Annotated in this window: 19 protein-coding genes and 1 tRNA gene; 8 read left to right on the top strand and 12 right to left on the bottom strand. The window is 39.0% G+C overall.

Going from position 1 to position 20,313, the window contains the following annotated elements; genetic code table 11:
• Positions 1-265: 265 nt before the first annotated feature.
• The 7 genes from HT687_RS06600 to HT687_RS06630 form a co-directional block, all read right to left on the bottom strand.
• On the bottom strand, positions 266-778 hold the full coding sequence (locus HT687_RS06600) for an adenine phosphoribosyltransferase (RefSeq protein WP_023933925.1): 513 nt from the start codon (positions 776-778) through the stop codon (positions 266-268).
• Between the two features lie 271 nt (positions 779-1,049).
• Positions 1,050-2,180, bottom strand: a complete 1,131-nt coding sequence (gene ugpC, locus HT687_RS06605; protein WP_000229957.1) for a sn-glycerol-3-phosphate ABC transporter ATP-binding protein UgpC — start codon at positions 2,178-2,180, stop codon at positions 1,050-1,052.
• 280 nt (positions 2,181-2,460) lie between these two features.
• Positions 2,461-2,546: transfer RNA gene (locus HT687_RS06610), tRNA-Leu, on the bottom strand.
• 80 nt (positions 2,547-2,626) lie between these two features.
• The gene (locus HT687_RS06615) at positions 2,627-3,202 is read right to left on the bottom strand and encodes an isochorismatase family cysteine hydrolase (protein WP_000158719.1); all 576 of its coding nucleotides are present in this window, start codon (positions 3,200-3,202) and stop codon (positions 2,627-2,629) included.
• Positions 3,202-3,990 (bottom strand): GTP-sensing pleiotropic transcriptional regulator CodY, encoded by a 789-nt coding sequence (gene codY, locus HT687_RS06620; RefSeq protein ID WP_000940723.1) that lies wholly within the window; start codon positions 3,988-3,990, stop codon positions 3,202-3,204. Before codY ends, HT687_RS06615 begins: the two co-directional genes overlap by 1 nt.
• A 277-nt stretch (positions 3,991-4,267) precedes the next feature.
• Positions 4,268-5,863 carry a DEAD/DEAH box helicase gene (locus tag HT687_RS06625; RefSeq protein ID WP_138707137.1) on the bottom strand — a complete coding sequence of 532 codons (1,596 nt, stop codon included), beginning with the start codon at positions 5,861-5,863 and terminating at the stop codon, positions 4,268-4,270.
• Positions 5,864-6,060: 197 nt separating this feature from the next.
• Positions 6,061-7,287 (bottom strand): OFA family MFS transporter, encoded by a 1,227-nt coding sequence (locus tag HT687_RS06630; protein WP_138707136.1) that lies wholly within the window; start codon positions 7,285-7,287, stop codon positions 6,061-6,063.
• Positions 7,288-7,479: 192 nt separating this feature from the next.
• On the opposite strand from HT687_RS06630, the gene HT687_RS06635 reads away from it, so the two are divergent.
• The 4 genes from HT687_RS06635 to HT687_RS06650 all read left to right on the top strand — a co-directional run bounded on the left by HT687_RS06635 (position 7,480) and on the right by HT687_RS06650 (position 12,335).
• Positions 7,480-8,796 (top strand): FAD-containing oxidoreductase, encoded by a 1,317-nt coding sequence (locus HT687_RS06635; protein WP_023933921.1) that lies wholly within the window; start codon positions 7,480-7,482, stop codon positions 8,794-8,796.
• Between the two features lie 204 nt (positions 8,797-9,000).
• On the top strand, positions 9,001-10,344 hold the full coding sequence (murT, locus tag HT687_RS06640; protein WP_138699600.1) for a lipid II isoglutaminyl synthase subunit MurT: 1,344 nt from the start codon (positions 9,001-9,003) through the stop codon (positions 10,342-10,344).
• Entirely contained in the window at positions 10,344-11,126 is a 783-nt protein-coding gene (gene gatD, locus HT687_RS06645; protein ID WP_054388476.1) for a lipid II isoglutaminyl synthase subunit GatD, read from the top strand. The genes murT and gatD overlap by 1 nt, the downstream gene beginning before the upstream one ends.
• Positions 11,127-11,252: 126 nt before the next feature.
• Positions 11,253-12,335: a Xaa-Pro peptidase family protein gene (locus tag HT687_RS06650; protein WP_054388477.1), complete on the top strand. Its 1,083-nt coding sequence runs from the start codon at positions 11,253-11,255 to the stop codon at positions 12,333-12,335.
• 18 nt (positions 12,336-12,353) lie between these two features.
• Here HT687_RS06650 and HT687_RS06655 read toward each other — a convergent pair whose 3' ends face one another.
• A complete protein-coding gene (locus HT687_RS06655) occupies positions 12,354-13,622 on the bottom strand; it encodes a GHKL domain-containing protein (protein WP_000961370.1) in 1,269 nt (422 codons plus the stop codon).
• The gene (locus HT687_RS06660; protein ID WP_050222884.1) at positions 13,622-14,329 is read right to left on the bottom strand and encodes a LytTR family DNA-binding domain-containing protein; all 708 of its coding nucleotides are present in this window, start codon (positions 14,327-14,329) and stop codon (positions 13,622-13,624) included. Before HT687_RS06660 ends, HT687_RS06655 begins: the two co-directional genes overlap by 1 nt.
• 440 nt (positions 14,330-14,769) lie before the next feature.
• On the opposite strand from HT687_RS06660, the gene HT687_RS06665 reads away from it, so the two are divergent.
• From HT687_RS06665 to HT687_RS06680, 4 genes are read left to right on the top strand one after another with little or no spacing between them, the layout of a single operon-like run.
• The gene (locus HT687_RS06665; RefSeq protein WP_000675233.1) at positions 14,770-15,903 is read left to right on the top strand and encodes a ThiF family adenylyltransferase; all 1,134 of its coding nucleotides are present in this window, start codon (positions 14,770-14,772) and stop codon (positions 15,901-15,903) included.
• Positions 15,900-16,811, top strand: a complete 912-nt coding sequence (locus tag HT687_RS06670) for an ABC transporter ATP-binding protein (protein WP_000205301.1) — start codon at positions 15,900-15,902, stop codon at positions 16,809-16,811. The genes HT687_RS06665 and HT687_RS06670 overlap by 4 nt, the downstream gene beginning before the upstream one ends.
• 1 nt (position 16,812) lies before the next feature.
• Positions 16,813-17,535, top strand: coding sequence for an ABC transporter permease (locus HT687_RS06675; protein WP_000191422.1), 723 nt, complete (start codon positions 16,813-16,815; stop codon positions 17,533-17,535).
• Positions 17,536-17,583: 48 nt separating this feature from the next.
• Positions 17,584-18,057 (top strand): GNAT family N-acetyltransferase, encoded by a 474-nt coding sequence (locus HT687_RS06680; protein WP_138702213.1) that lies wholly within the window; start codon positions 17,584-17,586, stop codon positions 18,055-18,057.
• Between the two features lie 147 nt (positions 18,058-18,204).
• On the opposite strand, the gene HT687_RS06685 is transcribed toward HT687_RS06680, so the two are convergent.
• The 3 genes from HT687_RS06685 to truA are packed head-to-tail and all read right to left on the bottom strand — an operon-like array spanning position 18,205 to position 20,156.
• On the bottom strand, positions 18,205-18,666 hold the full coding sequence (locus tag HT687_RS06685) for an ECF transporter S component (protein ID WP_138707135.1): 462 nt from the start codon (positions 18,664-18,666) through the stop codon (positions 18,205-18,207).
• Positions 18,644-19,417, bottom strand: coding sequence for a bifunctional hydroxymethylpyrimidine kinase/phosphomethylpyrimidine kinase (locus HT687_RS06690; RefSeq protein ID WP_138707134.1), 774 nt, complete (start codon positions 19,415-19,417; stop codon positions 18,644-18,646). The genes HT687_RS06685 and HT687_RS06690 overlap by 23 nt, the downstream gene beginning before the upstream one ends.
• Positions 19,407-20,156, bottom strand: coding sequence for a tRNA pseudouridine(38-40) synthase TruA (truA, locus tag HT687_RS06695; protein WP_138707133.1), 750 nt, complete (start codon positions 20,154-20,156; stop codon positions 19,407-19,409). The genes HT687_RS06690 and truA overlap by 11 nt, the downstream gene beginning before the upstream one ends.
• Positions 20,157-20,313 lie beyond the last annotated feature (157 nt).

Raw genomic sequence — 20,313 nt, forward strand, 5'->3', positions numbered from 1 at the left:
GACTTCGTCAGTTTCATCTGCAACCTCAAAACAGTGTTTTGAGCTGACTTCGTCAGTTCTATCTGCAACCTCAAAGCTGTACTTTGAGCAGCTTACGGCTAGTTTACTCTTTGATTTTCATTGAGTATGAAACTAAATTTCAAACACATAGTCCTTTTATTATACTGCAAGAAGATATAGTTTTCAATTATAGTTTTTCTCTAACTAGCTATAGTCTATTTTTATATCCTAATGTAGAGAAAACAGCCCTAGGGACTGTTTTTCATTAATAATGCATAAGAACCTTGTAATCGTAGTCCCCGATTTTTTCACGGCCGTTCAATTCATCCAATTCAACAAGGAAGGCACAACCTGCTACAATACCACCAAGTTTTTCAATCATCTCGATAGTTGCCTTAACAGTTCCACCTGTTGCCAAGAGGTCATCTACAATAAGAACGCGTTGACCTGGTTTGATTGCATCCGCATGCATAGTCAAGGTATCAACACCGTACTCTTTTTCATAGTCAGCAGAAATGACTTCACGTGGCAATTTACCTGGTTTACGAACAGGTGCAAAACCAATTCCCAACTCAAAGGCAACTGGACAGCCCACAATAAATCCACGAGCCTCAGGCCCTACAACCATGTCAATTTTCTTGTCAGTAGCATACTGAACAATTTCACGAACAGCGTAGCTATAAGCATTTCCATCAGCCATCAAAGGACTAATATCACGGAAGGTGATACCTTCTTTTGGATAATTTTCAATTGTTGCAATGTAATCTTTTAAATTCATATTTTTCTTTCTTTCAAAGTTTTTACTCTCTATTATAGCATATTTTCCAGTAAAGAAGAAAGGGAAAACAATATTTCATTTGCTAGTCACCCTATAAGTCAAATAAGACGACCATTTTTATTCAAGGCACGTCACAAGATAGATACATAATATGACTTCCCTAGCAAAAAGGAGAGAAGCATTTTGTTTCTCTCCCTAGACTAACTGATATCTCTCCACTACAATCGATAAAGAGATATCTTTTCTTGTACTGCTTTGAATTTTATTTATTTTAATAGACTGTTTTTTCAGTTTCTACATCGAAGAAGTGTGCTTTGTTCAAGTCAAATCCAAGTTCAACTGTTGCACCTGTTTGCAAGTAATCACGAGCATCAACTTTAGCAACAAATTCGTCTTTACCAACTTGGCAGTATAGGTGAGATTCTGAACCAAGCAGTTCTGATACAGAGATAGTCGCTTTTACAACACAGTCTGGGAATGTTTCAAGGAAAGCAGGTTCTGCATTCACATCTTCTGGACGGATACCGAAAATCAACTCTTTACCTTCGTAGCCTTTTTCGCGAAGAACTTTCAATGCTCCTTCTGGAACTTTCAAACGGAAACCATCAGAAATAATTTCGCTACCAACTAATTTCACATTGATGAAGTTCATTGCTGGGCTTCCGATGAATCCTGCAACGAATTTGTTAACTGGGTTTTTGTAAACTTCTTGAGGAGTACCGATTTGCTCAACACGTCCGATAGTACCTGTACCAGCAGGGTTCTTAGTTGCTGACATGATAACGATACGGTCTGCAAGTGTCATCGCTTCTGTTTGGTCGTGAGTTACGTAGATAGTTGTAGCTCCGATACGACGGTGGATTTTCGCAATTTCAGCACGCATTGATACACGAAGTTTTGCATCCAAGTTTGACAAAGGTTCGTCCATCAAGAATACTTTTGCATCACGGACGATGGCACGACCCATGGCAACACGTTGACGTTGACCACCTGAAAGGTCAGCTGGTTTACGTTCCAAGAATTCTTTCAATCCAAGGATTTCAGCTGCTTCTTGCACACGTTTGTCGATGTCTTCTTTGCTGTATTTACGCAATTTCAAACCGAAAGCCATGTTATCGTATACAGTCATGTGTGGGTAAAGAGCGTAGTTTTGGAATACCATGGCGATGTCACGGTCTTTTGGAGCTACGTCGTTGACAACCACGCCATCGATAGATGCAGTACCTTCTGTGATGTCTTCAAGACCAGCAATCATACGAAGGGTTGTTGATTTACCACATCCTGAAGGACCTACGAAAACGATAAATTCTTTATCTTTGATATTCAAGTTGAAATCTTCAACTGAATAGTGTTCGCTGTTTGGATATTTTTTGTAAATATTTTTAAGATTCAATTCTACCATGAGGTGAACTCCTTTTGTTTTTGATAATTATATTATAGATGAAAACGTTTTACATTTCTATGGCAAGGTGACCAAAAAAACAAAAAAATTCTGTGCAACTTGCACAAAACTTTAGAGAATATCGGAGAATTTGAAGAAGATAATCTTTATTATTCTTCTATACAAAAGCAGAAACAAGGATCAGCTTTCCCATATTTTCGCTGATTCTCCACTACATTTGACTGGATTCTAATTTTTTAGAGAAATACAAAAGAGCTAGCCTAAGCTAACTCTTATCCTATGCGGAGAGAGGGACTTGAACCCTCACGACCTAAAGCGGTCACAGGATCCTTAGTCCTGCGCGTCTGCCAATTCCGCCATCCCCGCGTCGATTACTTTACTAGTATATCAACTTTTGGGATGCTTGTCAACACTTTTTTTCAATTTTTTTCATTTCATCAACCAAATTACTCTAAAATTTCATTTAGATTTTCATCTACTAACTTAGCTCCAAGTGTATTTTTGAAATGACCTAGGGCAAATTGATGATTTTCAGGCCAGATGGAAGCAACAGCTGGTTGAACAATCTCGATGTCATAACCTAGATTATAGGCATCAATAGCTGTATGCAGGACACAGATATCCGTCAAGACACCTGTTAAGATAACTGTAGAAATGCGACGCTCTCTCAAACGAATATCTAGGTCAGTCCCTGAAAAAGCTGAGTAATGGCGTTTATCCATCCAAAAGACACGACTGTCTGAACCATGCTCTTGATAAAAGATCCCCAAGTCTCCGTATAAATTGCGTCCACTAGTCCCAATCAGATTATGAGGAGGAAATAGTTTACTTTCTGGATGAAAACAATCGTTTTCTTCATGAGCATCAATAGTAAAGAAGATATAATCTCCCCGTTCAAAAGCTAATCGAGTCACCTTGCTAATGGCATCCGAAATAGCCTGAGCTGGAGCCCCTGCTGTCAATTTACCACTATCAGCAACAAAATCTTCTGTATAATCAATCGAAATTAAAGCTTTAGTCATTAGTAATCTCTTTTCTTCACTTCTTCAAAAATATCTGAAATCAAGACCTTAAGGTAGGTTCCCTTCATTCCAAGTGAGCGACTTTCAATAATTCCCGCAGATTCAAGTTTACGAAGGGCATTGACAATCACAGAGCGGGTAATTCCGATACGGTCTGCAATCACTGATGCAGTCAACTGCCCTTCATTTCCATTTAATTCCCCTAAAATTGCTGAAACAGCACGGAGTTCGGAGTAAGAAAGGGTATTAACCGCCATGGTGACAGCAGTACGGCGACGGATATTTTTCTCATCTTCTTCACGCTGGAAGTTAAGAAGCTGAATCCCAACAACGGTACTGGCAATCTCAACAAGAATCAAGTCCTCATCTTCGAATTTTTTATCATTGCGCCAAATAATCAAAGAACCAAGGCGAATCCCCGATACATGAATCGGTGCAATAGTCGTCAAGCCATCTGGAAAATCTTCTCTACTCTCAACAGGGAAAATACTCATATCATGCTCAACAGGCAAATTTGCTTCTGTTTCGTAAATCATATTAGCCCCTTGAACGTAGTCATCTGGGAAAATCTTAGTTTGGAAGAATTGCTCTACGCGATCTGTATTTGTTTTATAACGCATAAAATAGCCAAGCAGACGTCCCTTACTATTGATAATGCAGGCATTGCAATGAATAATATCCGCTAACTGACGCGTAATAGCGTTGTAAGGAAGCTCATCCTGAAACTGCTCCTCTGAGCGCTTCAAAATTGATGTAATCTTTCTTGTTTTTTCTAATAAATGTGCCATTTTTCACCTCGAATTTAATCGCTATCATTATAACATAAACAGATTGAATTTTCAATTATTATCTGAAAATTGCTTATTTAATTGCAATTTAGACTAGCTGAAATATTTTAGAAAATTATGTTTTCTTATTGACAACCTAATTTATATTTGATATTATATCATTATAAGAAGGTGGGTTGATAATACCTTTCCATTTCACCTATCCTTTGCTATCACCATCTTCTTTCACCCTTGGTCTCCTTATATAAAAAAGCGATTCATTTTGAACCGCTTTTTCTTATTTATCTCCCTTGTTACGAATAACAAAGCCTGTTTGCTTTTCACTTGAAGTATTGCGTGGTTTTTTATTATCCTTACGGTAACGTCTGTCTTTATCAAAACGATCATTGCCACGACTTCCTTTTTTGAAATCATCCCGACGACCATTACCACGGCGATCACGGTCTCGACGATCACGGTCTCGACGATCACGGTCTCGACGGTCATCTCCACGACGACCTCCCTTAGCTTTACCACCGAAGCCATTACCTGATGGTTTAAATGGCAGTGGTTTTTCACGCGCAATCTCCACTTCTGGAAGGCTATCCGGATCTTGAACAGTCAGACTCAAGATATACATTGCCAATTCTTCTGGAGTAAATTCGGCAGCTAGCTTACGAGCATCCTTACCAAATTTCTCAAAGTTAGCACGGATAGTCTCATCTGCAAAATCACGTTCGATTTTCTTGAGAGCTACCTGTTTTTTAGCTTGGAAGGCTTCTTCTGCACTTGCAGGTTTGAGACCTTTCATGCGTTTCTTGGTCAAGTTTTCAATGATTTGGAGGTAGCCCATTTCATTTGGTGATACGAAAGTAATAGACTGACCTGACTTACCGGCACGACCTGTACGACCGATACGGTGAACATAACTTTCAGGATCTTGTGGAATATCGTAGTTATAGACATGGGTCACACCTGAAATATCCAAACCACGCGCTGCAACGTCCGTCGCAACTAGAACATCCAGATTTCCATTTTTAAAGTCACGAAGGACACGAAGACGTTTGTTTTGGTCTAGGTCTCCATGAATTCCTTCTGCACGGAAGCCACGGATTTTCAAACCACGAGTCAATTCATCCACACGACGTTTGGTACGACCAAATACGATAGCAAGCTCAGGTTGCTCCACATCCATGAGACGTGTCATAGTATCAAATTTTTCTTGTTCCTTAACTCGGATATAGTATTGATCAACCAATTCTGTTGTCAATTCCTTAGCAGCAATCTTCACATGCTCAGGTTCTTTCATAAACTGAACACCGATACGTTTGATGGCATCTGGCATAGTTGCTGAGAAAAGAAGAGTTTGTCGATTTTCAGGGACACGGGAGATGATAGCTTCAATGTCTTCAAGGAAGCCCATGTTGAGCATTTCATCCGCTTCGTCAAGGATAAGCGTTTCAATATCTTGTAATTTCAAGGCCTTGCGTTTGATCAAGTCTAAGAGGCGACCAGGTGTTCCCACCACGATATGGGCACCAGATTTAAGAGCCTTAATTTGTTTTTCAATGCTTGATCCGCCGTATACTGAGCGGACTTTGACTCCCTTGCTACGACCAAAACGGAACAATTCCTCTTGACTTTGGACAGCGAGTTCACGAGTTGGAGCGATCACCAAGGCTTGGATAGTCGCTTCTTCTGTACGGATTTTTTCAAGGGTAGGCAAGCCAAAGGCTGCAGTTTTTCCTGTACCAGTCTGAGCTTGACCGATAACGTCCTTGCCTTCAAGGGCCAAGGGAATGGTTTGTTCTTGGATCGGACTGGCTTCTACAAAACCAGCTTTTTCAATCTCTGCTAGCAAATCAGCAGACAAGTTTAATTCATTAAATTTCACGTTATTCTTCTTTCTAAAGGTGGTGCGAAGCCACCCTATAGGGCTTAGTGTATACTTTTCTTTTTATGACGTATTTTCATATACTGGATACAAAATCGTGTTGCTTCTTTTCCACAAAAGAAAAGTACTGTTTTCTTTGCAACCTATCTAGTATAACACAAGACCAGAGCAAAAGATAGCCCCATTTCTACAGAAAATCATGTAAACGGTTTTTGGCTTTCCTTTTTGATTGAACGACCTAGATAATAAGACAAAGCCAAGGCGATACTATATAAAATGATAAAAACGAACAAGGTTTGTGTGTAAGAATGAGCCATTTTATAAGTCTCTGCTAATAAAATAGGTCCCGCTAAACCAGCCATTGCCCAAGCCGTTAAAATATAACCATGCAGAGCGGCCAATTCCTTGGTTCCAAAAATATCACTGAGATAAGCTGGAATCAATGAAAAACCAGCTCCATAGCAAGTCATCAAAATAGACATAGCGACTACAAATAAAACGGAATCTGTAAAGATCCAAAGTGAAAGAGAAAAGAAAAGATTGACAAGCAGTAATATACTAAAGGTTAGAGGGCGACCGATATAGTCAGATAAGCTCGCCCAGAGCAAGCGACCAAATCCATTGAAAATCCCTAAAACGCCCACCATTACTGCTGCATGACTTGTAGACAAGCCAGCCATCTCCTGTGCCATTGGCGATGCCGCTGAAATTAAGCCTAAACCACAAGCTATGTTGATAAAGAAAATAATCCAAAGTATATAAAACCGATTGCTTTTTAGAGCCTGATTTGCAGTCATCCCTTGCGTCAGAGAGTCTGTTTTTTCTTTCCCTGAAGCAGATAAAATTGCAAGCTCTTGCTCATTTGGACGCTTAATGAATTGTGAAGCTAGGAGCATGATAATAAAGTAACTTGCACCTAAAATATAAAAAGTTTCTACAAGCCCTACCCCTGCGATGAGATGTTGCGCTATGGGACTAGTCAATAAAGAAGCAAAACCAAACCCCATAATCGCTAAACCTGTTGCGAGACCACGTTTATCAGGAAACCATTTTATAATCGTTGACACAGGGGTAATATAGCCTGCTCCCAAACCAAGCCCACCTAAAATGCCATAAGCTAGATACAACAACCACAGTTCCTGACGGTCTATTGCAAATCCTGTTAAGATATTTCCACCTGCGTATAGAAAAGCAGATAGACTCCCCATGACTCTCGGACCAAATTTTTCTACCAAACGCCCCATAAATGCAGCCGATAAGCCCAAACAAAAGATTGCTAGACTAAAGGCAAAGGCAACAGAAGCCTGATCCCATCCCGTTTTTTCAATAATAGGGTTACGATAAACACTCCAAGCATAAGTCGAACCCAGCATTAAGTGTAAAATGACCCCAGCAAAGGCAATAATATAACGATTCGATTTCATAAAACCTCCTATTTTCGAACATTTATTCTATCTTATATAAAAATAGATAGGATTTTAGTTTATCAAGCTTGTCAAAAAATTACTAGTTTTTTGTCTGGAAAGCGTTTTTATCTTTTTCTGTCTTTTCCGTAGCAGAATTGTGCAAAAGTTTTTTTCTTGTGCTAGAATGAAATTCGAATAGGAGGAAGATAAATGTTAACATACGATTTAATTGTTATTGGATTTGGTAAAGCTGGTAAAACACTAGCAGGTAAATTGGCTTCAGCTGGCAAAAAAGTTGCCCTCGTTGAACGCAGCAAGGCTATGTACGGTGGAACTTGTATCAACATTGGTTGTATCCCAACTAAAACTTTGCTAGTTGCTGCTGAGAAAGACTTGTCTTTTGAAGAAGTGATTGCTACTAAAAACACAATCACTGGTCGCCTCAACGGTAAAAACTATGCTACTGTTGCAGGTACAGGCGTAGATATTTTTGATGCGGAAGCTCACTTCCTTTCAAATAAAGTCATCGAAATCCAAGCTGGTGATGAAAAGAAAGAACTGACTGCTGAAACAATCGTCATCAACACTGGTGCTGTTTCAAACGTCTTGCCTATCCCTGGACTTGCTACAAGCAAGAACGTCTTTGACTCAACAGGTATCCAAAATTTGGACAAATTGCCTGAAAAACTTGGAGTCCTTGGTGGTGGAAATATCGGTCTTGAATTTGCTGGCCTTTACAACAAACTTGGAAGCAAGGTTACAGTCCTAGATGCCTTGGATACATTCCTACCTCGTGCAGAACCTTCCATCGCAGCTCTTGCTAAACAATACCTGGAAGAAGACGGTATTGAATTGCTTCAAAATATCCATACTACTGAAATTAAAAACGACGGTGACCAAGTGCTTATCGTAACTGAAGACGAAACTTACCGTTTCGATGCCCTTCTCTACGCAACTGGACGTAAACCAAATGTAGAACCACTTCAACTTGAAAATACAGATATTGAACTTACTGAACGTGGTGCTATTAAAGTAGACAAACATTGTCAAACAAACGTTCCTGGTGTATTTGCAGTTGGGGATGTCAACGGTGGCCTTCAATTTACTTACATTTCACTTGATGACTTCCGTGTTGTCTACAGCTACCTTGCTGGAGATGGCAGCTACACACTTGAAGACCGTCTCAATGTACCAAACACCATGTTTATCACACCTGCACTTTCACAAGTTGGTTTGACTGAAAGCCAAGCAGCAGATTTGAAACTTCCATACGCTGTTAAGGAAATTCCTGTTGCAGCCATGCCTCGTGGTCACGTAAATGGAAACCTTCGCGGAGCTTTCAAAGCTGTTGTTAATACTGAAACCAAAGAAATTCTTGGAGCAAGCATCTTCTCAGAAGGTTCTCAAGAAATCATCAACATCATCACTGTTGCTATGGACAACAAGATTCCTTACACTTACTTCACAAAACAAATCTTCACTCACCCAACTTTGGCTGAGAACTTGAATGACTTGTTTGCGATTTAAGTTGAGATCACATCTTAACTGACAGCCCTCTGAGGGCTGTTTTCATTTCTGCGAAATCTCATACTCTTCGAAAATCAAATTCAAACCACGTCAGCTTCACCTTGCCGTACTCAAGTACAGCCTGCGGCTAGCTTCCTAGTTTGCTCTTTGATTTTCATTGAGTATCAAATCTGTCTTTTCCCTCTTTTGTGATATAATAGAAACATGAAATTAAAAACTACTTTGGGCCTTCTTGCTGGGTGTTCTTCCCACTTCGTTTTAAGCCGTCTTGGACGTGGAAGTACGCTCCCAGGGAAAGTCGCCCTTCAATTTGATAAAGATATTTTACAAAACCTAGCTAAGAACTACGAGATTGTCGTGGTCACTGGAACAAATGGAAAAACCCTGACAACTGCCCTCACTGTCGGCATTTTAAAAGAGGTTTATGGTCAAGTTCTAACCAACCCAAGCGGTGCCAACATGATTACAGGAATTGCAACAACCTTCCTAACAGCCAAATCTTCAAAAACTGGGAAAAATATTGCCGTCCTCGAAATTGACGAAGCCAGTCTATCTCGTATCTGTGACTATATCCAGCCTAGTCTTTTTGTCATTACTAATATCTTCCGTGATCAGATGGACCGTTTCGGTGAAATCTATACTACCTATAACATGATATTGGATGCCATTCGGAAAGTTCCAACTGCTACTGTTCTCCTTAACGGAGACAGCCCACTTTTCTACAAACCATCTTTCCCAAATCCTATACAGTATTTTGGTTTTGACTTGGAGAAAGGGCCAGCCCAACTGGCTCACTACAATACAGAAGGGATTATCTGCCCTAACTGCCAAGGCATCCTCAAATATGAGCATAATACTTATGCAAACTTGGGTGCCTATATCTGTGAAGGTTGTGGATGTAAACGTCCTAATCTCGACTATCGCTTGACAGAACTAGTTGAGTTAACCAACAATCGCTCTCGCTTTGTCATTGACGGACAAGAATACGGTATTCAAATCGGTGGGCTCTACAATATCTATAACGCCCTAGCTGCTGTAGCTATCGCCCGTTTCCTTGGTGCAGATTCACAACTAATCAAGCAAGGATTTGATAAGAGCCGTGCTGTCTTTGGACGCCAAGAAACCTTCCATATTGGGGACAAGAAATGTACCCTCGTCTTGATTAAAAATCCAGTCGGTGCAACTCAAGCTATCGAAATGATTAAACTAGCACCTTATCCATTTAGCCTATCTGTCCTCCTTAACGCTAACTATGCAGACGGAATTGATACAAGCTGGATCTGGGATGCTGATTTTGAACAAATCACTGACATGGACATCCCTGAAATCAACGCTGGCGGTATTCGTCATTCTGAAATTGCTCGCCGTCTCCGAGTAACTGGCTATCCAGCTGATAAAATCGCTGAAACAAGTAGTCTGGAACAAGTTCTTAAAACAATTGAGAACCAAGACTGCAAGCATGCCTATATCCTAGCTACCTATACTGCTATGCTGGAATTCCGCGAACTGCTGGCTAGTCGTCAGATTGTTAGAAAGGAGATGAACTAATGGTTTATACTTCACTTTCCTCAAAAGCTGGCAATTACCCCTATCAGATCAACATTGCCCATCTCTACGGTAACCTCATGAATACCTATGGGGACAATGGAAACATCCTCATGCTCAAGTATGTGGCTGAAAAACTGGGAGCCCATGTGACCGTTGACATCGTTTCACTCCATGATGACTTTGACGAAAATCATTACGACATTGCCTTTTTTGGTGGTGGTCAAGACTTTGAACAGAGTATCATTGCAGACGACCTACCTGCTAAAAAAGAGAGCATTGACAACTACATCCAAAACGACGGTGTGGTTCTGGCTATCTGCGGTGGTTTCCAACTATTGGGTCAATATTATATTGAAGCTTCAGGGAGACGTATCGAAGGGCTAGGTGTCATGGGCCATTACACCCTCAACCAGACCAATAACCGTTTTATCGGTGACATCAAGATTCATAATGAAGATTTCAATGAAACCTACTATGGATTTGAGAATCATCAGGGTCGTACCTTCCTCTCAGATGATCAAAAACCACTGGGACAGGTTGTCTATGGAAATGGAAATAACGAAGAAAAGGTCGGCGAAGGGGTTCATTATAAGAATGTCTTTGGTTCCTACTTCCACGGGCCTATCCTCTCTCGTAATGCCAATCTGGCTTATCGCCTAGTCACTACAGCCCTCAAGAAGAAATATGGTCAGGACATCCAACTCCCTGCCTATGAAGATATTCTCAGCCAAGAAATCGCTGAAGAATACAGTGATGTCAAAAGCAAGGCTGACTTTTCTTAAACAAAGTGAAACTATATCAAAGAACTCCGTTATCTTGTCGGAGTTTTTTTGTCTTTTCTTTTACCCTTCTCCCTTGCATTTTCTCTCTTTTTTTGCCAAAATAGAGGGGTAGAAAGAAGGTAGCATATGTCTAAATTACAACAAATCCTAACATATCTTGAATCAGAAAAACTAGACGTCGCTGTCGTATCTGACCCCGTCACAATCAATTACCTCACTGGTTTTTACAGTGATCCCCATGAACGCCAAATGTTCCTCTTTGTCCTAGCGGATCAGGAACCTCTCCTCTTTGTCCCAGCTCTTGAAGTTGAGCGTGCTACTAGCACCGTTTCCTTCCCAGTAGTGGGCTATGTGGATTCTGAAAATCCATGGCAAAAAATCAAACATGCTCTTCCACAGCTTGCCTTCAAACGTGTCGCTGTTGAGTTTGACAATCTTATCTTGACCAAATATCATGGCTTGAAAATAGTCTTTGAAACTGCTGAGTTTGAAAACCTCACACCTCGTATCCAACGCATGCGCCTCATCAAATCAGCTGACGAAGTGCAAAAAATGATGGTTGCAGGTCTTTATGCTGACAAGGCTGTTCATGTTGGTTTTAACAATATTTCTCTTGATAAGACTGAGACAGATATCATCGCACAAATTGACTTTGCCATGAAACGTGAAGGCTATGAAATGAGCTTTGATACCATGGTCTTGACTGGTGATAATGCTGCAAATCCACACGGCATTCCAGCAGCTAATAAGGTTGAAAATGATGCTCTTCTCCTCTTTGACCTGGGTGTTCTGGTCAATGGCTATGCGTCAGATATGACTCGTACAGTCGCTGTCGGCAAACCAGACCAATTCAAGAAAGATATTTACAACTTGACTCTTGAAGCCCAACAAGCTGCTCTTGACTTTATCAAGCCAGGTGTGACTGCTCATGAAGTGGACCGCGCTGCCCGTGAGGTCATCGAAAAAGCTGGTTATGGTGAGTACTTCAACCACCGTCTCGGTCACGGTATCGGTATGGATGTCCATGAATTCCCATCTATCATGGAAGGAAACGACATGGTCATCGAAGAAGGCATGTGCTTCTCTGTTGAACCAGGTATCTATATCCCTGGTAAAGTCGGTGTTCGTATCGAAGACTGTGGTGTTGTTACCAAGGATGGCTTCGACCTCTTTACAAGCACCAGCAAAGACTTGCTTTATTTTGATTAAGATAGCAACAAACCCTAGTTAGACAAGAAGAATCACTTCTGTTTTATGACGTCCATTCTGAATGAAATTCTTCATTGTTCCCCTATGATTGGTTACAAGTCTCTCAATATTTTTAAGCCCCCATCCCTCTGTCTGACGTTCCTTTCGTATTACCAATTCATTCTCATCAAATGAATTCTCGATAGCAATAAAGAGTTTCTTCTGAAAATATCGTATTCCTAAGATCAAGACCCTATCTTCTTTATTACTCAAGCGCATACAGGCTTCAAGACTATTGTCCAACAAATTACCAAGTAAAACCGCTAAAATATCTGGATTGATTTCTAATCGTTGAGGTACAAAACAATCAATTTCCAATTGTATGTCCTCTACCTTATCCTGTAATTTTTGATTGAGTAAAAAGTTAATTGTTGTATTCTTGGAGTAACAGACAGTTTGGTTCTCTATACTATTTGTCATGCTTTGGAGATAAGACTTCGCTTGTTCAGGATCTTCTTTTAAAAGTGCAAGGAGGATTAAATGTTGATTTTTCAAATCGTGTTGAATCCTTTGAATCCTCCTATAATCTTTTTTAGATTGTTTCATTTCTCTCAGTTGAAAGGTCATCTGTTCCGTCTCTAGTATGCTTTGATAATACCTCTGTTGTTGCTGAGAAAGATATAGGGTGAAATAGAGAGAAGAGAACGTTAACACAATGAGGGCTAATACAGAAACAAAAGAAAGATAATCCTTCTCAAACACTTGCCCTTGAATCGCTGATACTGTAAAAGCAAAACAAATGGACAAAAATGGTACAATAAACTGGTATAACCAAGTCCCTTTAGAAACAGTATAAACTAACTTTTGATGTGCACGAAAAAGTTGTCGAAGAACCAGGGTCACTAGCAATGATAAAAGAAAAGCTACAGCGAGATAAAAAAGCATGGCTATTAGATTTTCTGAAATGACTGATAAAGGGGAAAATAGTTGCACTGCTTGATTGAGTATAGTACCAGCTAGTAAAGTTAGACTCATCTGACAAAAAATCCAAAACGAAGATTCTTGAACAGCATATCCAAAATAAAGACCTAAAAAATAATACTCTGCGATACTGAGAATAAGATTCCCTACTAAGAAAAGATTAGCTCCTGAAAATAATATCGTCAACAAGGCATGGAAAAATAAAAGGAGAGAAGTAAAGATACAAATTCTCCTAGACTTTTCTTTTTGGGACAGAGGTCTATAAAAGAAAATAATTCCCAAAAATAAATCAAACAGAATACTCACAATCCGCAAACTGACTAACATTAAAAATTCCTCTCACTAAGATAATAATAATACTTTTCTCTAAAAGACGTTTGAAATTTTCGGCTAATTGGAAGGTGATTTTCATCCATTCCATTTAAAATTGTGACTATTTGCGAATCAAACTCTGTCACATATCTAGGATTGATAATATAGGAAGAATGAATTTGAATAAAGTAATCAGGTAATTTCTCTAAAATATCTTTCGTTTTAAGCAAAGCTTTGTAAGTCTGATCTTTAGTGTAAATAAAGACAGCACGCTTATCCTTTTCAAAAAATACAATGTCATTTAAAGGCAGTGAATAATGCTGCTTTCCAAAAGTAAACGTAAATACAGCTTGCCCTAAATTCAAAAAACGTACCACTCTATCCAGAGTTTTATATAATTTTTTAGAAGTCACTGGTTTAAGTAAATAATCAAAAGTCTGCACTTCAAAAACCTGCTCCATATAATCTCGATAACTGGTAACAAAGATAATCGGGATAAAAGGGTTTACCTTACGGATTTTTTGTGCCATATCAATTCCTGTTATCTGTGGCATCTCGATATCCAAAAAAACACAACTGTACTTCTCTGTCAATTGTTCTAATAGTTTTTGGGGATTCGTATAAACACTCGTTTCTATTTTGATGTCCTTATAAGATAAGAGTAAGTTTTCTAGCTGACTACCATCCCTATTAGAATCATCACAAATCGCAACTTTTAACATCAAATTCCTCACTACAAGCATGATTTTGCCAATTATAACGTCAAATACGTCAATTATGACATGCTGATAAAAAAATCGTTAATTTATTATACAATATTCTTATCAAATATGAAAGGAGTTACAAAAATGAAAAATATTCAAGTGCGTAAAGTTATTGCTAAAACTGATATTAGCTGGGGTGTTTTCTAAATTTTGGGCACCTCTAAAAACTACCGGTTTTCTATGTTTAGTAACCAGAAAAGGTTGAAAAATTAGCATTTTAAAATTGAGTTTTTAGAGGAGTTCTTTTCTATTTATTCCTACTGTTGGAATTGAGTAGATAGGTTCACCATTTTCTTTCTACTTATTTCCATTTGTAATAGGAACTGGGAGTTGCAAGACGAGGATATATGATTTATAATCACCTCGTCTTCCTTTTTTAATAAAATAGTGAGGTTAAAATGAAATTCTATCATCCAAGAATAAAAGAAATATATCCTGTTTATAAACTTCATAAAAATTTATTTAGGATTGGGCTACAAATTGGTATAACCACAGAAATTAAGGATGATAATAATAAAATGTGGAATTTAGTCAATATTTTGGACGGACGTCCTTTTCAAGATATTCTCAATATCATACTAACAAAATATGATGATTTAACTGAAGAAGACATCACAGGCGCTCTTGAACTCTTAGATAATGAGGGGGTTCTCGAAGAAGCGGGCGAAATTCAGGATATTAAAGAACGTTATCATTCAAATATATATTATTTCAGTCGCTATTTAAATAGCTTCCAAGATAGTATTGCAACACAGAAAAAAATTCATCAGTCTACTATCCTTTTACTAGGTCTTGGTGGTGGGGGTTCTAACATACTGACATTACTAGCAGGCTTGGGACCTAAAAAGATAAAAATAGTGGATTTTGACATTGTTGAGCAAAGTAATCTAGGAAGACAATTTCTATACAAGGAAGATGATATTGGCTTATCTAAAGTTCAAATTGCCCATAGAGAAGTTACAAAAATGAATTCCGATATTGAAGTAGAAACCCATAATATACGTATCACCTCTGTAAGTGACTTGATTCCTTTACTTGATGATGTTGATATTACGATATGTGTGATTGATGAACCTCAATATGATATTCAACGTATCGTAAATAAAGCAATCGTTACAAAAAATATTCCCTGTATATTTGGCGCCAGTCAAGTTAGTCGTGGTCGTGTCTATTCAGTTATCCCTTACCAAACAGGCTGTTTTGATTGTTTAAATATTTATTATACAAAAATTGACACTCTATTCCTTGAACAATTCCACGGTGTTCGTACGATTACAAAAACAATCCCTACAATAGCCTATGGTCCAGCAATATTTCAACTGACTTCTGCCATTGTTGATGAAACTATCCGATTATTAACTCAATATACGGAACCAATTAGCCTTAACCATCAATACGAAATCAATTATGAAAACGGAGCCTCATTCACACACGATTCTTGGGGACGCTATCTTGATGAATGTCCAACATGCGGCACAGGTAAAGAAGACGATTGGGAAATTTTTTCTAAGTACGGAGAATTAAAGTTATGACAACTGCAAAACTCGTAATTGATAATTTGACTAAATCTTTTGATGGTCAGCACTTAGCCAATAATCATATTTCCTTAGAAATATCACCAGCAAAAATCACGGCTTTTTTGGGACACAATGGAGCTGGAAAATCTACTCTATTGAATCAAATGATTGGTTTTACTAAACCTGACCAAGGAGATATTTTGTATGGTGATATTTCTTTTATATACAATCGTAAACAAGCACGCACCTTAATTAGTTATATGTCTCAACAATATGCCCCACTCGACAAATTAACCGTAGAACAAAATTTAGAAATACTTGGAAAAATGCGAGGATTGAGTTCCCAAGAACTAGAAAAAACAATCAGCCAGCTTCTCACTGATTTAGAAATTGAAGACTATCGTTACAAAAAAGGTAAGGATCTTTCGGGCGGTCTCAAAAGACTAACTTCCTTCGCTATGACACTAATCGGTAGCTCAGACATCATTCTTCTTGACGAACCAACAAATGATGTTGACCCCATTCGTCGTGAAAAGCAATGGCAATTATTGCAAAAGTTAGCTAGCAAGGGGCATACCATTATTATCGTTACTCATAATCTTCTGGAGGTTGAAAAATATGCAGATAATTACGCCCTCTTTAATAATGGTAGATTGCTCAAATCAGGAAAGGTTAAGCAAATCATCCATGACAAACTGTATCAGATAAGCTTTGATTTTAAGACTAAAAGTATATTAGACAAAATAGAAGATTATACAATTATCAATGGTGTTAGTTGTCAATTAGAGATTGAGGAAAGAAGTCTAGCTCCATTGATAGCACAACTGACAGAAGAACTTGGTCAAAAAACAATTTCCAATCTCTCTCTTCATCAAAAAACATTGACTATTTCTGACCTTTATAGAGAGGAGCTAACCAACTAATATGACTCAATTTTTTTACTTACTTCATTGGAACTACTTGCGCCAAAAAGAGCTTTTCATCCTTTTTACACTAGCACAGCTCCTCTTATCCATTTCTCTTCTTTTTGGCTACCCTCTAGTTATTGGCGATATCGATTCGACTACTGCCTACTATCTTTCGTCTGGTTCTGTTTTAATTGGAATTATCTCCATGGGTTGTACAATTTCCTCCCCTGTTATAGCAAATGATAAGTTGGAAGGGCATTTTGATTATATTCGTGCCTTACCCATCCCTAGGATATTCATTTCTCTCGCTGACTTGTGGATGTGGTTAATTGCCATTTTGCCGGGAGTTTTTATTTCTATTCTACTTGGGTATGTCCGTTTTTCTGTTCGTCTCCATCCATCTTTTCTTGGTGTTTTTATTGTGCTTCTGATTTGTCTTACTATGATTAGTCTGGGATTTGCTATAGCCTACACCTTTTCTCCAAATACAGTAACCCTTATGTCGCAGCTAATTCTTATGATTGGACTCATGTTCTCACCACTCATGTATCCTGCAGATCGACTACCTGAGTGGGTAAACCATCTTTACCGTGCCCTCCCTTTCGTCCCTTCCTCAAATCTTCTGCGAGCCAGCCTTTACGACTACGGAAATGTTTCTCTATTGGACATGAGTATTCTCATTCTTTGGATTATGTCAACACAGTTAATTATTTTAAGAACTCTTCATAAAGAAAAATGATTGCTCCTAAAGCTTTTCTTATAGACTAAGCCAATAAAAAGAACCTTCATGACTATTCGAAAAGCTAAACAAGAAGATATTCCTAAATTACTCGATTTATTACAACAAATCCTTACGCTTCACCACCAAGCTCGACCAGATATTTTTAAGCAAACTGGGACTAAATATAGTTCCTCTGAGTTGCAAAATATTCTCTCTCAAGAACATACCCCTATTTTTGTTTTTGAAGATGAGAAGGGACAAGTTCTCGGACACCTATTTTGTACCATAAAAGATAAAACAGATAATCCTGTTCTCCAAGAAATCAAAACCCTTTTTATCAAAGATTTATGTGTAGATCAAAATGCTCGTGGTCAAAAAATTGGTGATCAACTCTATCAATTCGCTCTCAATTATGCTAAAGAAATTGGCTGCAATAATCTAACCCTAAGTGTCTGGAATGATAACGAGGGTGCTCTCCGCTTTTATCAAAGACAAGGGATGAAACCCCAAGAAACAACAATGGAAATGATAATTGATTAAGAAGTCATCTATAAAAAGATGTTAGAAAAAGTTCAATTTCACTAGAAAATGAGGAAAATCTTCCCACAATAAAACGCATAGTATCAAGGTTTCAACACCTGATACTATGCGTTTTTTCTAATTCTTAGGACTTTCTCCACAGCCTCTTTACTTAATCTTCTTGATACTTTGACTAAGGATAAATCCTACAATCATCCCTACCATATTTTGTATGAAATTTGGTAGGATTTCTGGTAGAGCTGCAGCCCAGCCATTCATCAATGTAGAACCCAAGGCGTAACCCCCTACCATGGCAATCGTTGCCAAAACGAGGCCTAACCACTGAGTTTTTCCTTTAAATCCTGCGAAAAATCCCTGCAAGCCATGGTTGACCAAGCTAAAGAACATCCACTGGGGATAGCCTGATAAGAGGTCAATCAAGAAACCTGCTAATCCTCCGACTACAGCTCCTTCACGACTACCAAAGTAGAAGGCTGCGAAGAAGACACCCGCATCTAAAAGAGTTAGGATGCCTGTCGGTGTTGGGATTTTTAAGAAATAACCTAGAACCACAGAAAGGGCGGTTAATAGGGATATAAGGGCGATTTTAGTTGTTTTGGTTTGCTTCATATTGTCTTACTCCATACTGATCTGCTTGTGCAATAGCACGATAAACGAAAGCCTTAGAGCTTTCTACTGCTGGCAAAAGTTTATCACCTTTAACCAAGTGACTGGCAATGCTTGAGGCAAAGGTACAACCTGCGCCAGCATTTTGCCCTTGGATAACAGGATTTTCTAGGACTGTAAAGTTTTGTCCATCATAAAAGACATCCACAGCCTTGTCCTGACTAAGGCGATTGCCTCCCTTGATAATGACTGCTAGCGCTCCTAAATCATGCAATTTCTGCGCTGCAGTTTTCATGTCTTCCAAGGTTTTAATTTCCTGACCGGATAATAATTCTGCTTCTGGGAGATTAGGCGTAATCACACTGACATAAGGGAAAAAGCGAATCAACTCTTGGCAGAGCTCACTGACAGCTACATCATGCGTTTCCTTGCAGACCAAGACAGGATCCAGCACCACAGGTACTCCTGGGCGTTGTTTGATAAAGTCCAAGACCTTCTCAGCCACACTGACAGTAGGGAGAAGACCAATCTTAATTCCCCCAAATTCCACATCACGCAAGCTATCTAATTCATGTTGAAAAATGGTATCATCAGTTGGAAAGACTTCAAATCCTTTTTCTGTCAAGGCTGTCAAACAAGTCACTGCTACAAAGCCATGCAAGCCGTTCAAGGTATAGGTAGCCAAATCAGCGGACAAACCACCACCACTAAAAATATCATTTCCAGAAAGTGCTAAAATACGATTATTCTTCATAACGAATCTCCTTTAAATATAAACCATTTGGTGCTGCAGTGGGACCTGCAAGTTGCCTGTCCTTCTTCTCCAAGATGAGATCAATCTGCTCTACTGGCATACGGTTGTTACCGATTTTGAGAAGAGTCCCCACCATATTGCGAATCTGTTTATACAAGAACCCATTTCCTGAAAAGGTAAAGGTCAAAAATTGTCCTGTCTCATCCACCCTAAGGCTAGCTTCTGTAATAGTACGAACCTTGTCCTCTACGCTGGTCCCAGATGCTGTAAAGCCAGTGAAATCATGGGTTCCCTCTAGCTTTTTGATTGCAATCTGCATTCGTTCCACATCGAGTGGGTAGGGAACGTGGGTGGCATAGTGACGGCGCATGGGATTTTTGGGACGTCCTCTATCCACAATAAACTCATAGGTCTTGCTATGCTTGGCATAACGGCAATGAAAATCATCTGCCACAAGCTCAATCGAAATCACATCAATATCTTCAGGAGACTGGGTATCCAAGGCAAAACGGAGTTTCTCCTCATCCATCTGATAAGGCAGGTCAAAATGAATGACCTGTCCCAGGGCATGAACCCCACTATCTGTCCTACCAGCACCGTGAACAGTAATGGCTTGCCCCTTATTTAATCTGGTCAAGGTTTTTTCAATTTCTTCCTGAACGCTACGCGCATGAGGCTGGCGCTGAAAGCCAGCAAAGGCATAACCATCATAGGAAATAGTTGCTTTATATCTCGTCATAACCTCTATTTTATCAAGAAATTAGTCTGTAAACAAGGACCTAAAACAAATATTGTATGGGTATAAAAATCTCATACTCTTCGAAAATCTCTTCAAACCACGTCAGTTTCCATCTGCAACCTCAACACACTATTTTGAGCAACCTGCGGCTAGCTTT

This window comes from Streptococcus sp. 1449 (genome assembly GCF_013276805.1).
In the GTDB taxonomy this organism is placed as follows: Bacteria; Bacillota; Bacilli; order Lactobacillales; family Streptococcaceae; genus Streptococcus; species Streptococcus pseudopneumoniae.